Below are 13,294 nucleotides of genomic sequence, written 5' to 3' on the forward strand. Positions count from 1 at the left end.
CGACGCGTGGTGCTGCCGCCTACGACAGCCGCAGAAAAATCGAGCGTGGAAAATCTCCCACTTTGGGCCTGTTCCTCGACCAAAAGTGGGAGATTATCCACGCTCATTCAACATGCGTCCGATTATCCACGCTCGTCGCGTAGCGGCCACGGTAACCGCCGCAGCCACAGCCACGACAGCGGCCTAGTGCTCCTCGCCGGCGCGAGCCAGGTCGTAGGGCGTGGTCTGGTAGACGTAGTAGTTGAGCCAGTTGGTGTAGAGCAGCTGAGCCTGGCTGCGCCAGACGTTGCGCGGCTCGGCGGTGGGGTCGTCGTTCGGGAAGTAATGCGCCGGCACCTGAGGGTTGAGGCCGCGCTTCACGTCGCGCTCGTACTCCAGACGCAGCGTGTCGGTATCGTACTCGGGATGGCCAAAGACAAAGAAGCGACGGCTGTCGGTCGACTTGACGATGTACAGGCCCACCTCGTCGGACACGGCCACGACCTCAAGCTGCGGCTCGGCCTCCACGTCCTCGCGGCGCACATCGGTGTTGCGCGAATGCACGGCATAGAAACGGTCGTCAAAGCCGCGGACCAGCGGGCTTTGCGGCTTCACCAGATAATGCTCGAACACGCCGCTCGCCTTTGCCGGCAGATCGTACTTCTGGATACCGTAATGATGGTACAGACCGGCCTGCGCGCCCCAACAAATGTGCAGCGTAGAGTGCACGTGCGTGGTGGACCAATCCATGATCTGGCAGAGCTCGGGCCAGTAGTCGACCTCCTCGAACGGCATCTGCTCCACCGGCGCGCCCGTGATGATCAGGCCGTCGTAGTGGATGTCGCGGATGTCGTCGAACGTGCGGTAAAACGTCTCCAGGTGGCCGGCGCTCACGTGGGTGGCCTCGTGCGTTTTGGTGCGCAGCAGGTCCACCTCCACCTGCAGCGGCGTGTTGGAGAGCTTGCGCATGATCTGCGTCTCGGTGGCGATCTTGGTGGGCATGAGGTTGAGGATGAGCACGCGCAGCGGACGGATGTCCTGGTGCAGCGCGCGGTACTCGGTCATGACAAAGATGTTCTCGCTCTCGAGCTGCGCGGCGGCAGGGAGGGCGTCGGGAATGCGAATGGGCATGGATGCTCCTTACGAGTCAGTTGCAGTTATGGTACAACGAGCGGCCCCATCCGCGCGAGTACATCGCTCCGAGACACCGCCAGCGGCCCAAATCACTCCAAAAGTAGAGATTACGGCATGTCCCAAAAATCTATGGCGCTTTAGTCTGGCAAAGTGATAGCAGGAGGCTACAATGGTTCGACGCGAAAAACTCGGCCGAAAGGATACATATATGTACCAGACGCGTAAGATCGGTGTGGTCGGCCAGGGCCACGTAGGAGCACATGTCGCCAACAGCTTGCTCATGCAGGGCATTGCCGATGAGCTGTACCTGTGCGATATCAACGAGGCCAAGGTGACGTCCGAGGTCCAGGACCTGCGCGACTCCCTTTCGTTTGTCCCGTACAACACCAAGATCGTCAACTGCTACGACCACTACGAGGAGCTGGCCTGCTGCGACGTCATCGTCAACGCCGCCGGCAAGGTCGCGCTGGCCGCCGGTAACCGCGACGGCGAGCTGTTCTTTACCACCGACGCCGCGCGCACCTTTGCCAAGCGCATTGTCGACGCCGGCTTCGACGGCATCTTCGTGAGCATCTCCAACCCCTGCGACGTCGTGTGCACCGAGCTGTGGCACCTGACCGGCTACGATCCCAAGAAGATCATCGGCTCGGGCTGCGGCCTAGATTCGGCCCGCCTGCGCACCGAGATCTCCAAGAAGGTCGGCGTGAGCCCCAAGTCCATCGACGCCTACATGATCGGCGAGCACGGCTTTAGCCAGCTTGCCGCCTTTAAGGCTGCGACCATCGCCGGCAAGAGCCTTAACGAGCTTCAGGCCGAGAATCCCGACAAGTACGCCTTCGACCACATGGAGGTCGAGGAGCTCGCACGCAAGGGCGGCTACGTAACCTACCAGGGCAAGCAGTGCACCGAGTACGCCGTCGCCAACTCCGCCGCGCGCGTCTGTGCCGCCGTGCTGCACAACGAGCACGCCGTGCTTTCGGCCTCTACGCTTATGACCGGCCAGTATGGCGAGGAGGGCATCTTCACCTCCCTGCCGTGCGTGATCGGCGCCGAGGGCGTCGAGGAGGTCTACACGCTCGACCTTTCCGAGCACGAGCTCGAGGGCTTCCACAAGAGCTGCCAGCACATCCGCGACAACATCGCCCAGCTCGACTGGTGGGACACCGAGGCCTACGACGCAAAGTAGGCCGCTGGCTGCCGCAACCTTGCGAATCTAAGCGCGATACTAAGCGGGCCGCGCCGGAAATCCCCGGCGCGGCCCGCTTTTTTGACTCACGCAGCGCCCTTGCGAATCGAAGGTGAATGGTTTTCCCGTTACTTAGTACTGCTCGATGCCCATGTAGCGACGAACCTCGGGGCTGTGGTCGAACACCTTACCGCGGGCGGCGCGCAGCTCGCAGCTCATCGCGTAGAAGAAGATTGGCTCCAGGTACGAACGCACGCTGGCAGGCACGTCGCCCACGCCGTACTCGAGTGCGTCGAGCACCATGACCGTATCGGTGTGCGTGTTGAGGAACGCCAGCGCGCGCTCCTCCATGGGGCGGCACTCGCCCGATCCGAGCTGTACAAAGTAGAACACGCCGGGCTCGGTAGCCTCGAACGGGCCGTGGAAGTACTCGCCGGAGTGGATGTAGCAGCAGTGCTGCCACTGCATCTCCATGAGCGAGCAGATGGCCATGGCGTAGGTCTGGCTAAAGTTGGGGCCGGATCCCAGGATGTAGAAGAACTCGTGCTGCTGGCAGAGCTCGGCAAAGCGATCGCCCAGCTCGGCGTTGACCTTCTCGCGGGCAGCGGACAGCAGCGCATCCATCTGCTTAAGGCCGGCGTACATGTCGGCAAGCGCCTCGTAACCCTCCTGCTGGTGGAGCAGTTCGGCGGCGATCAGAGCGCCGATGCCCTGCGGCACCTCGACCTGCGACACGCCCTCGCCCCAAGGGTAGACCCAGGTGGTCCACTTGCCGTTATCAATCTTGGAGCCCTCGCAGTCGGTCATGGCCACGACCTCGGCACCAGCTGCCAGCGCCATCTCGCAACCGTCGACGACCTCCTGCGTATTGCCGCTGTGGCTGCAGGCGATGACGAGTGACTTCGGCCCTAGGCTCTTGGGGGCCATCAGGCAAAACTCGCGCGCTGTGTAGACCGTCGAGGTAAACGTGGTGGCCTCGCGCTTGAGCAGTTCGTTAGCCGGCATGAGGTCGATCATCGAACCGCCGCAGGCGATCCAAAAGACATTCTCGACCTTGCCCTTGCGCTCGATGATTTCCTGAATCAGATCGTGTGCGTTCACGGTGACGCTCCTCCTTGTGTGGCGGCTTTGAACGACAGCAGCTCGTACCTACGGTCGTTCTATGTTGTCCTATTTATACCACGCAAAGCTTCACCGGTGAAGTCATTTCGGCAAATTTGTTCTATGTTGTTCTATCTATGAACGTTAGATGTCGAACACGTAACGCGAGCCCACGATCTTTTGGCGCCCGAGCAGCAGGGGGCGCTCGTCTGCATCGGTAAAATACGCCTCCATATAAAAGAGAGGCTCGCCGACCGGCACCTCCAGCAGCGGGGCCACCTGGGCATCGGCAAGCGCGATCTCCACGGTACAGGGGTCGGACTTGAGCGGCGCGCGGCCCGAGTGGTCGGCAACGAGCGCAAAGATCGAGTTATCGGTGAGGTCCTCGGCGGCCAGCGTCTGCAGGTAGGGATGGTCGGCGAGCACAAAGGCGTTGTTCTCGAGCATGACGGGGATGCCGTCGGCCGTGCGCACGCGCTCGACCACGATAAGCTCACTGCCGGGCTCCACGCCAAAAAACGCCGCGTCCTCGCGCGTCGCCGCAACCACCGTGCGCGACACCAGGCGCGCTCCGGCCACCATATCGTTGGCAGCACAACCCTCAGTAAAACTCTGGACGTCACCCTTCTGGTGAATCTTGCGCTTGAGCTTGGGAGCGCACACAAAGGTACCCCTCCCCTGCTGGCGGTTGAGATACCCCGCACGCGACAGCTCCTCGATGGCGCGGCGCACGGTGACGCGCCCTACGCCGTAGGACTTCGCGAGCTCGATCTCGGAAGGAATGCGCGAGCCAGATGCGTACACGCCGCGCGCGATCTCTCCCTTTAGGTCGTCCATAACCTGCTGGTACAGCGGCACGGCGGAAACCTCGGCGCGCTCGGAACGTTCGGTCTTGTTATCGGCTACCATCGTTACGCTCCATTCCGTGCATGCTCGGACTCAAATTCTTCAATCGCCGCCATAAACTGCTCGCCAAAGGCGTCGGCCTTTTTCTCGCCGATGCCGTTGACCTGGATAAGCTCGTCGCACGTCTGCGGGCGCAGGCGGCACAGGCCGCGCAGGGCCTTGTCGGAGAAGACCATGTACGGCGCCATCTCCAGCTCGGCCGCGATCTCCTTGCGCAGGGCGCGCAGGCACTCGAACAGCTCGGCATCGTCGCCCACGCGCGGGCGCTGCTCCAGCTCGGCCTCCTCGCGCAGCAGATCCACCGCACGGCGGGCGCGGGCCGAGGCCTTGCGCTTGGACGCGCGACGCTTAACGGTAAAGGCGAACGCCTCATCCTCGACCTCGCCGGCACGCGGGCCCAGCCCAACGACCGGGTACTGCCCCTGCGAGGTGGCCAGATAACCGCGACCGCACAGCTGGCCGATGATGTCCTTGATGCGCCCGACCGATTCGCTCGACAGCTCACCGTAGCCGCGGTCCTCGTCCAGATGCATCTGGCGAATGCGCTCGGTGTTGCCGCCGTGGAGCACATCAGCGATCAGCGACTTGCCAAAACGCATGGGACGCGTGGCCACATAGCGCACGGCAGCGCGGGCCATATCGGTGACGTCCTCGACCTCGAACTGCGTGAGGCAGTTGCTGCAGTTGCCGCAGCCCTCGGCTTCGTCCGTGGCGGTGCCGCCCGCGGCGGCTGCCGCATGCTCGGCCGCGGCCTCGTCGCCAAAGTAGCGCAACATGTATTCGCGCAGGCAGCCGGTGGTGTTGCAGTAGCCTTCCATCTGGCTGAGCAGGCGATATCGATTCTGGAGCGCCCACGCGCGCTGCTCATCGTCGAGCGCCTCGTCGGCTGCATCGCCGCGGTCGATCAAAAAGCGACGCATGCGAAAATCGTTGCCGTTCCACAACAGGTGGCAGCTGGCCGGATCGCCATCGCGACCGGCGCGGCCCGCCTCCTGATAGTAGGCCTCGATGCTCTCGGGCACGTTGTTATGGATGACGTAGCGCACGTTGGGCTTGTCGATGCCCATGCCAAAGGCGTTGGTGGCAACCATCACCTGAATATCGTCGTCGATAAAGGCGCGCTGGCTCTGACGACGGGCGTCGTTGCCCATGCCGGCATGGTAGCGGCCAACGCGAATGCCGCTGGGGCCCAGCGCCTCGGCAAGCTCGCCGGCGAGTGCATCGACGGTCTTGCGGGTCGAGCAATATACGATGCCGCTCTCACTCGAATGCGCGATCACATAGTCGCGCACCCACGCGGCCTTGGCCTTGTCGCCCATCTCCTCGCAGCCAAAGTAGAGGTTCTTGCGGTCGAAACCCGTCACGACGGTAGCCGGGTCGCGCAGGCCGAGCATCTGCTGAATGTCCGCACGCACGCGCTCGGTCGCCGTGGCGGTAAAGGCCGCCACGATGGGGCGCTGCGGCAGAGAATCGATGAACTCGCGAATCTGCAGGTAGGCGGGTCGAAAATCCTGGCCCCATTGACTCACACAGTGAGCCTCGTCAATGGCCACGAGCGGCACGCCGATGCCGCCGTCCGCCGCGGCCTCCTGCGCAAAGGCTAAAAAGCGCGGCTCGAGCAGGCGCTCGGGCGCCACGTACATAAGCTGGTAGCGACCCTCGCGCGCCCGCTTGAGCACGGTATTTTGCTGGGCCGGAGTAAGGCTGGAGTTGAGATAGCTGGGTCGCGCGCCCGCCGCGAGCAGCGCACGGGTCTGGTCCTCCATAAGCGACAGCAGCGGACTCACCACAAAGGTAATGCCGGGCAGCATGAGCGCGGGCACCTGGTAGCAAATGGACTTGCCGGCGCCCGTGGGCATAACGCCCAGCGCGTCGCGGCCAGCAAGGATCGCATCGACCATGCGGTCCTGCCCCGGGCGAAACGAGGTGTAGCCAAAATAGGCGCCGAGCGTGTCGAGCGCCATCTGCTGCATGCTATCGGTCATGGTTTCCTAACGTCCAAGTCATCTGCCGCCGATTATACGCCGCCACGCGGACCGGTGGCGCACGGCTGCCGGCCACGGGCGGCGCAATCCGAAAGGAACGAGCGTGGATTTTTGGACACTTTCCGGATGAGCGTGGATAATCTCCCACTTTGAGGCCGTAACCGAGCCAAAAACGGGAGATTTTCCACGCTCATTCTGCAGATTGCCGCTCTGGCGGGCTTGCAGCGTCGACCGGTCCGTCGTTCGTCAGAACGGCGGAACCAGCCCTACATGACCATAACGTAGCGCGATCCCACGTAGTACTGCTTACCCATCAGGACCGGCTCGCCATTGGGGCCGATAAAGCCGGCACGCAGATTGAGCAGTGGATCGTGCGGAGCAATGCCCAACTCGGCCGCCTGCTCGGCGTTAGCGCGAACGGCCTCGACCGTACGGTAGCCAACCGAGACAATCGGCGTTCCGCCAACACGCTCGACCTCGGCAAAAATCGACTTGTCCTCAAGATCGGCCGTCAACAGCTCACGATATGCGTCAAAGGGCACAAAGATGTTCTCCTCAAAGATGGGCTCGCCGTCGGCCGTACGCACGCGCTTGATATGCAGCAGCAGCGCATCCTTCTGCAGGCCAAAGAACTCCATCTCGTTTTGACGCGCCGGAACAATCTGGCGATCGACCACATGCGCACCGGCCTTCATGCCATTGTCGGCACACAGTGCAGTAAACGTCTGCAGCGTCGAGGCGTGAAACTGACGGTTGATGTGCGGCGTGGAGACGAAGGTGCCACGGCCCTGCTGCTTAACCAGGTAGCCATCGGAGCACAGCTCCTCGACGGCTCGGCGCACTGTAATGCGGCTCACCTCGTACTGCTCGGCAAGCTCGAGCTCGGACGGAATACGCTCCTTGGGTGCATAAACACCTTTCTCGATCGCATCCTTGATTTCGTCGTAAATCTGCTGGTAAAGCGGTGTATTTTTGGGCGCAGGCATATCTAATCACTCTTATCGAAATATCGAAATAACTAATACGTATATAACGTCTTTTTATATGTTACCTCAGTTTGATAAAACGATACACCACATACAGCAAATCCTTACTTCCCGTCATCCTGCTGCAGGCTGTCCTGCTCGCAGAGGCGCGCCTGCCTGCTGGCCATGCGCGCGGGCTTGTCGGGATCGGGTACGGCCGTGGGCATGGGCTCGTCGACATGACCGCCCCACCAGCCGCCCACAAAGTTGAGCGTGTGGAATACGTTGATCACGGCGTCTGGATCAACGTCGCACACCAGCTTGATAATGTCCTGGCTCTCGTAGGTCGAGACAACGGCGTGCAGCAGGTACATCTTTTCGCGGCTGTATCCGCCGATGACCTCGGCGCAGCTAATGCCGTGCTGAAAATGGTCAACATAGGCGGTCATGACCTCATCTGCCTTGCGCGTCGTGATCTGCAGCGTCACGCGGTCGTAGCGACGATAGAAACTGTCGATGGTCTTGGTCGAAATAAACTGGAACACGATGGAGTACGCTGCGTTATCCCAGCCAAACATAAAACCAAAGATCGCCAGGATAAAGCAGTTGAAACCAAAGATGACGCCCCAGATGGTCTTGCCCGTGTGGTTGGAGACCCACAGCGCGATAAAGTCGGTGCCGCCGGTGGATGCGCCAGACTTAAGCGCGATGGCAGCGCCCAGGCCCGAGACCACGCCGCCAAAAATGATGAGCATGATCTTGTCGCCCAAAAACGGAGCGAAGTGAAAGATGTTGAGAAACAGCGATGAGAGCACAACCTGCATCATCGAGAAGATGACGAAGCGCTTGCTAATGCCGCTCCAGCATAGGAGCGCCACAGGGATGTTGAGCGCGAGCATACCGAGCGAGATGTCGATGTGAACGCCGCCAAGCGAGGTAACGCGATCGAGCAGGACCGCGACGCCGGTGAGACCGCTCGGAAGCAGATCGGCGGGCCGAATGAACGCCTGGATCAGGAATGTCTGGAGAACGGCGGAAATGGTGACCGCCACGGCGGTGATGGCACGGCGGACGATGGTGAGGCGGCCGAGCACGAGCACGCGGTCCGTGAGCTGGTCGATGGCGTTCGCCACGTAGGCTCCCTTCGAAGGCAGATGTAGTTGTGGGGCATGCCGGCGATTGTAACATGGAGCGTGCGGGGGCGCTTCAATTCACCCTCTCTCGACAACCATCAGAAGGACCGCGTAAAACCGCTCAAAAGAAAAACGCCGTGAAGAGAGCGATCCCTTCACAGCGAATTCGGCATTTGCCCAGATAAAACCTGCCAAATTAAACCTGTCCCTAAATGGCAGGTAGGATGTCGGTCAGGTTGTCGATGACAACGTCGGCGGCGGACTGATCCAGGTTGACGCCCTCGTGCGGACGCAGTGCCAGGACGCGGGCGCCGGAGCGCTTGCCAGCCTCGATGCCCAACGGCGAGTCCTCGATAACCAGGCACTCGGCGGGGTCAACGCCCAGCGCCTCCATGGCACGCAGGTAGATCTCGGGGTCGGGCTTAAACGCACTGCACTCGTGACCGCTGATGGTGTAGTCCAGCACGTCGGCGATACCGGCAATCTCAACCAGCTCGTCAATGAGCTCACGATAGGACGAGCTTGCGATGGCGCACTTCACGCCGCGCTCGTGCAGCTCGCGCATCACCGGCTCCGTCTGCTCGTTGAGCAGCTCGGCATACGGAACGGGGTGAACCGGGCTGTAGACCTGCTTGTACTCCACGCGCAGACGCTCGCGCAGCTCAATATCGTCGGGCACCAGCGACTTCCAAATGGCAGGCTCGTTAGACCCCGAAAGATCGGGGATCTCGTCAAAGTGGAACCCCTTCTCTTCCATAAACGCCACGCGGCGACGGTTGTAGAACCACTCAGTATCGACCAGCACGCCGTCCATATCAAACAGCACCGCCTTGATCATACGCATCTCCTCCCACCTGCCAAAAAGGGACAGGTTTATTTTGGTAGGTATTATCTGGGGTTTTGCGGCGTGACGAACACGCCCCCAAAGCAAAAAAGGGGACGGGGCGCAAACCCCATCCCCTCTCAATCAACCCGTAAGGTCTACTTACTTGTGATTAGTAGGAAAGCTTCCACATGTAGCGACGCATGGTCAGCGGGTGCTGACGGGCCTCGGCGATCTGGTTGCCGTACTCGCGCATAACGGCGAGGTGCAGCAGCGGGTTGAAGTAGGTGATGACGCTCGCGGGCACGGCGTCAGCCAGGCCGTAGTCCTTGGAGTCGATCAGAGCGACCTTGGCGCCCATGCGCTCAAGGAAGGTGAGGGCGCGGGCGTCCATCGGACGGGTAGCACCATCGGACATGAAGAAGACGTAGGGCTTACCCTCGGTGGAAACCTCGAACGGGCCGTGGAAGTACTCGCCGGTGTTGTAGGCGGCGGCGTCGATCCACTGCATCTCGGTGAACAGGAAGGCGGCGTGAGAATAAGCCATCTTCTCGGAGGCACCGGAGGCCATGAAGTAGATCATCTTGTCGTCCTTGAAGTCCTCGGCGAACTTCTTGGCGAGCTTCTTGCAGTGCTGAGCGGCGTTCTCGCAGAGATCGAAAACGTTGGTGAGGCCGGTGATCATGTCCTCGTAGTGGTCATAGCCCTCGGTCTGCTGAAGGATCTCGAGAGCAAGAGCGATGGCATAGCCGGGCTTCTCGCACTTGGCAGCGTAGTTGGCGTGGAAGCCGTGGACGATGACGTGGTCGGCGTCGACGGTCAGAGCGGAGCCAGCCTTGTTGGTGAGGGAGACGACCGGGCAGTTGTGCTTCTTGGCGGTCTTGTTGGCCTCGACGGTCTCGGGCGTGGAGCCACCGAGGGAGCAGGTGATCACGAAGGTGTGCTCGTTGACCCAGGAAGGCGTGTCGTAGTTGAACTCGTTAGCGGTGAAGATCTGAACGTTCAGCTTGTCCGTGTTGTTGGCCAGGAAGTACTTGGCGGGGTAAAGGTCGGACATGGAAGCACCGCAGCCGACGAAAGCGACGCTGTGAATCTCGTGGTTGGACAGGACGTCAGCGACGATCTGCTTAGGGAGGTTAAGGTCAATCTCGTACATCTGACACATTCCTTTCGATTTGTTGCGGCGCCACATTGCCGGACGCTCGCAGGGTTACCGTGGTTAGGACCGAGTCGCCGGCCCGTTGAGGATGTGACAAAGGAACTGTCCCTTTGTCACATGTTAGGGATGGAAGCCTGCCTGGGGTATGGGATGCCAGGCAGGCCCCCGGGGGAAGCATTGGGTCGCGACTAGGCCAGGATGCCGGCCGCGGAGAGGGCGATGCCGCCCACAATGGCGATCACGAGAAGCCAACCGGTGTTGACGTTCTTCTTGATGAGCCAGTACATAAGGCCGGTGAGGCCGAGGGAGATCATCTGGGGCATCATGCCGTCCAGGATGTCCTGGATAACGACGGTACCCTCAGCGAACTGCAGCGGAGTGGTGGCGCCGATCAGTGTAGCGATCATGCCGCCCACGGACATAAGACCCACGATGCCACAGACATACATGAGCTTCTCCATGAGGTCGCCGCCCTGAAGCTTGCTCAGGTACTCGTGGCCGCCCTGATAGCCCATCTTGGCTGCGAACCAAGTGATCAGCACAGAGGGGACGATGGAGATGAGCATGGCCAGGATCGGGCCCATGATGGAACCCTGCTGAGCCAGCTGAACGCCCAGACCAAAGGCGATAACGCGGATGGTGCCCTGGAAGAAGGAGTCACCGATGCCGGAAAGCGGACCCATGAGGGAGGTCTTGACCGCGTTGATCGAATCGGGATCGAAGTTCTCGGGATCCTTGGCGTACTCCTCCTCCATGGAGGCGGCGAGGCCCAGGACAAAAGCGCTCGTCTGCGGGGTGCAGTTGTAGAACGCCATGTGACGGTGGTAAGCCTCTTTCTTAGCAGCGAGCTGCTTGGGGTCGGACTCATCCGGATAGAGGCGATCGAGCGTGGGAACCATGCCGTAGAGGAAGCCCATGTTCATCTGACGCTCGTAGTTCCAAGAGGCCTGGATGGCCCAGGAGCGCCAGAAGAACTGGCTGACCTTCTTGTTCAGGGACACGTCCTTGGTTGCGGTTGCCATAGTGTGTTCCTCCTTAGTCTTCGTCGTCTTCGAGCGGATCGTAGTCGGAATCGACACCGGCGGCTGCATGGGAACCGTTGAACTTGAAGCCCATGAAGACGACAGCCAGGCACACACCGATCAGAGCGACCGCGATGACGGACAGGTTGAGGTAAGCGGCGAGCAGGAAACCGATGAACAGGAACGGAGTCATACCCTTCTTGATCATCATGGTGAGCAGCAGGGCCAAGCCGTAGGCGGTCATGATCTTGGTCGAAACGTTAAGACCAGTGGACAGCCACTCGGGAACCATGTTGACGATGGCCTGAACCAGGTCGGTGCCAACAAAGACGGCGAGGAAGATCGGCAGGAAGTACATGACGGCGTACAGACCGGAGCCGGCGCAGATGTGCATGCGGTAGGCGGTCTTGAACTTTCCGTTATCGATCGCGCTATCTGCCACATGGGTGAGGGCGGCGATGATGGAACGGAACACGATGCCGAGGAGCTGACCCAGGACGGCGACCGGGATGGCGATCGTCATGGCGGTCTCGGCGGAAGCATCGGTCAGGCACGCAAAGGCAGCGGCCACGATGCCGCCCAGGACCATATCGGGCGGAACGGCGGCGCCGACCTGCACCAGGCCCATGGACACGAGCTCGACGGCGGCACCGACGGCAAGGCCGGTGGGCACATCGCCCAGCAGCAGACCGACGAGCGTAGCGCCAACGAGAGGCTGCTCGAAGTTAAGACGACCGAGCAGGCGGGAGTCCCACATGCAGAACACGCCGACGAGGCCGACGAGCACCGCACTGATGAACGTATTCATACCCTTCTCCTTTCAGTCAGGCAAAAGCCTGGTTGATTACAGCTTGGCGTCGATGTCGACGCTCTGATACGTAGGGGTCTGCTGGACGTAGAGCTTGATGCCCATGTCGAGCAGCTGGTTGACGTCGGACTTCTGGGTGGCGTCGAGGAAGACGGAGCTGTCCTTGCCGCCGACCTGATCGGCACCGTCGTGGTTGGCGGTGGCGCCCAGGTTGATGGCGTCGAGCTTGTAGCCCTGGCAGAACTGCAGCATCTCGGCCGTGTTGCCAAAGACGAACATGACGCGCTCGCCGAGGGTGTTGAGCTTGTCCATCTTGGCGAGGGCACGCTCGACGGTGAAGACGTTCAGGCGCACGCCCTGGGGCTTGGCCAGCTTAAGGGCGCCCTTCTTGATGTCATCGTTGGCGGCAGCGTTGTCGACGACGATGATGCGCTCGGCCTGGACCTTAGTGGTCCAGGTAAAGACGACCTGGCCGTGCAGCAGACGGTAGTCAAGACGCACGAGGACGATCTTGGCGGGACCGGAGCTGTGACGGGACGCCTTGGCCTTCTTGGCGGGAGCCGCGGCCACCTCGACCGGTGCGTTGGGGTTGGTCAGACCGGTGCGGGCCTCGTTGATGAGGGCCGCGAGCTCGGCACCCTTGACGGGGACGGGGCTCATAGCGAGCGTGAGCGCCAGCGGGATATTGAAACCGCTGACAACCGTGAACTTCGTGCCGTTCTTGGAAAGCTCGACCATGTTGTTGTTGACCGAGCTACCGAGCATATCGGTTAGCACATACACGGTGTCGTCCGCGTTGAACGTGGCGATCATAGCCTCAACCTTATTGGTGATGGGCTCCTTGTCGTCACGAGCAAGCGACACGACGTGGACGTTCGACACGTCGCCGAGAACCATCTCGAGCGTGTCTTTGGCGCCTGCGGCCAGGCCGCCATGAGATGCGAGAATGATCTGATTCATCTTGCCTCCTCCTTTTCGTTATGGTCATTATAACGTCTTATACGTTGCTTATATTGATAATTAGTATATAAACCGTTCGCGGGTGAAAAACGACCGTTGGCGGGTTTAACGCACTTGAAACGTTGGGGCTGGG

The 13,294-nt window shown here is 61.0% G+C and carries 12 protein-coding genes; 1 reads left to right on the forward strand and 11 read right to left on the reverse strand.

What is annotated here, in order from left to right:
- Window positions 1-183: 183 nt before the first annotated feature.
- Window positions 184-1,110, reverse strand: coding sequence for a homoserine O-succinyltransferase (gene metA, locus DXA43_RS01280; protein ID WP_055250586.1), 927 nt, complete (start codon window positions 1,108-1,110; stop codon window positions 184-186).
- Between the two features lie 211 nt (window positions 1,111-1,321).
- Here metA and DXA43_RS01285 point away from each other — a divergent pair, with 211 nt between their 5' ends.
- On the forward strand, window positions 1,322-2,299 hold the full coding sequence (locus DXA43_RS01285) for an L-lactate dehydrogenase (protein ID WP_117806029.1): 978 nt from the start codon (window positions 1,322-1,324) through the stop codon (window positions 2,297-2,299).
- 132 nt (window positions 2,300-2,431) lie between these two features.
- On the opposite strand, the gene DXA43_RS01290 is transcribed toward DXA43_RS01285, so the two are convergent.
- The 10 genes from DXA43_RS01290 to DXA43_RS01335 form a co-directional block, all read right to left on the reverse strand.
- Window positions 2,432-3,400, reverse strand: a complete 969-nt coding sequence (locus DXA43_RS01290; protein WP_117806030.1) for an SIS domain-containing protein — start codon at window positions 3,398-3,400, stop codon at window positions 2,432-2,434.
- A gap of 144 nt (window positions 3,401-3,544) precedes the next feature.
- Window positions 3,545-4,309 (reverse strand): GntR family transcriptional regulator, encoded by a 765-nt coding sequence (locus tag DXA43_RS01295; protein ID WP_117806031.1) that lies wholly within the window; start codon window positions 4,307-4,309, stop codon window positions 3,545-3,547.
- 2 nt (window positions 4,310-4,311) lie between these two features.
- Entirely contained in the window at window positions 4,312-6,291 is a 1,980-nt protein-coding gene (locus DXA43_RS01300) for an ATP-dependent DNA helicase RecQ (RefSeq protein WP_117806032.1), read from the reverse strand.
- A gap of 266 nt (window positions 6,292-6,557) precedes the next feature.
- The gene (locus tag DXA43_RS01305; RefSeq protein ID WP_117806033.1) at window positions 6,558-7,277 is read right to left on the reverse strand and encodes a GntR family transcriptional regulator; all 720 of its coding nucleotides are present in this window, start codon (window positions 7,275-7,277) and stop codon (window positions 6,558-6,560) included.
- Window positions 7,278-7,381: 104 nt separating this feature from the next.
- Window positions 7,382-8,389 (reverse strand): YitT family protein, encoded by a 1,008-nt coding sequence (locus DXA43_RS01310; RefSeq protein WP_117806034.1) that lies wholly within the window; start codon window positions 8,387-8,389, stop codon window positions 7,382-7,384.
- A gap of 208 nt (window positions 8,390-8,597) precedes the next feature.
- Window positions 8,598-9,227 carry an HAD family phosphatase gene (locus DXA43_RS01315; RefSeq protein WP_158564920.1) on the reverse strand — a complete coding sequence of 210 codons (630 nt, stop codon included), beginning with the start codon at window positions 9,225-9,227 and terminating at the stop codon, window positions 8,598-8,600.
- 157 nt (window positions 9,228-9,384) lie between these two features.
- Complete coding sequence (locus tag DXA43_RS01320) at window positions 9,385-10,368, reverse strand: SIS domain-containing protein (protein WP_229077274.1); 984 nt, start codon at window positions 10,366-10,368, stop codon at window positions 9,385-9,387.
- A gap of 191 nt (window positions 10,369-10,559) precedes the next feature.
- Window positions 10,560-11,393: a PTS system mannose/fructose/sorbose family transporter subunit IID gene (locus tag DXA43_RS01325; protein WP_117806036.1), complete on the reverse strand. Its 834-nt coding sequence runs from the start codon at window positions 11,391-11,393 to the stop codon at window positions 10,560-10,562.
- Between the two features lie 13 nt (window positions 11,394-11,406).
- Window positions 11,407-12,201 (reverse strand): PTS sugar transporter subunit IIC, encoded by a 795-nt coding sequence (locus DXA43_RS01330; RefSeq protein ID WP_006235136.1) that lies wholly within the window; start codon window positions 12,199-12,201, stop codon window positions 11,407-11,409.
- Window positions 12,202-12,237: 36 nt separating this feature from the next.
- Window positions 12,238-13,161, reverse strand: a complete 924-nt coding sequence (locus DXA43_RS01335; RefSeq protein ID WP_117806037.1) for a PTS mannose/fructose/sorbose transporter subunit IIAB — start codon at window positions 13,159-13,161, stop codon at window positions 12,238-12,240.
- Window positions 13,162-13,294 lie beyond the last annotated feature (133 nt).

Origin of the sequence: Collinsella sp. OF02-10 (assembly GCF_003463445.1) — a bacterium.
Classification (GTDB): domain Bacteria; phylum Actinomycetota; class Coriobacteriia; order Coriobacteriales; family Coriobacteriaceae; genus Collinsella.

Bases quoted from the DNA above. Each gene is read 5' to 3' on its own strand.
- metA (WP_055250586.1), bottom strand. From the start codon at position 1,110: ATGCCCATTCGCATTCCCGACGCCCTCCCTGCCGCCGCGCAGCTCGAG.
- DXA43_RS01285 (WP_117806029.1), top strand. From the start codon at position 1,322: ATGTACCAGACGCGTAAGATCGGTGTGGTCGGCCAGGGCCACGTAGGA.
- DXA43_RS01295 (WP_117806031.1), bottom strand. From the start codon at position 4,309: ATGGTAGCCGATAACAAGACCGAACGTTCCGAGCGCGCCGAGGTTTCC.
- DXA43_RS01300 (WP_117806032.1), bottom strand. From the start codon at position 6,291: ATGACCGATAGCATGCAGCAGATGGCGCTCGACACGCTCGGCGCCTAT.
- DXA43_RS01305 (WP_117806033.1), bottom strand. From the start codon at position 7,277: ATGCCTGCGCCCAAAAATACACCGCTTTACCAGCAGATTTACGACGAA.
- DXA43_RS01315 (WP_158564920.1), bottom strand. From the start codon at position 9,227: ATGATCAAGGCGGTGCTGTTTGATATGGACGGCGTGCTGGTCGATACT.
- DXA43_RS01320 (WP_229077274.1), bottom strand. From the start codon at position 10,368: ATGTACGAGATTGACCTTAACCTCCCTAAGCAGATCGTCGCTGACGTC.
- DXA43_RS01325 (WP_117806036.1), bottom strand. From the start codon at position 11,393: ATGGCAACCGCAACCAAGGACGTGTCCCTGAACAAGAAGGTCAGCCAG.
- DXA43_RS01330 (WP_006235136.1), bottom strand. From the start codon at position 12,201: ATGAATACGTTCATCAGTGCGGTGCTCGTCGGCCTCGTCGGCGTGTTC.
- DXA43_RS01335 (WP_117806037.1), bottom strand. From the start codon at position 13,161: ATGAATCAGATCATTCTCGCATCTCATGGCGGCCTGGCCGCAGGCGCC.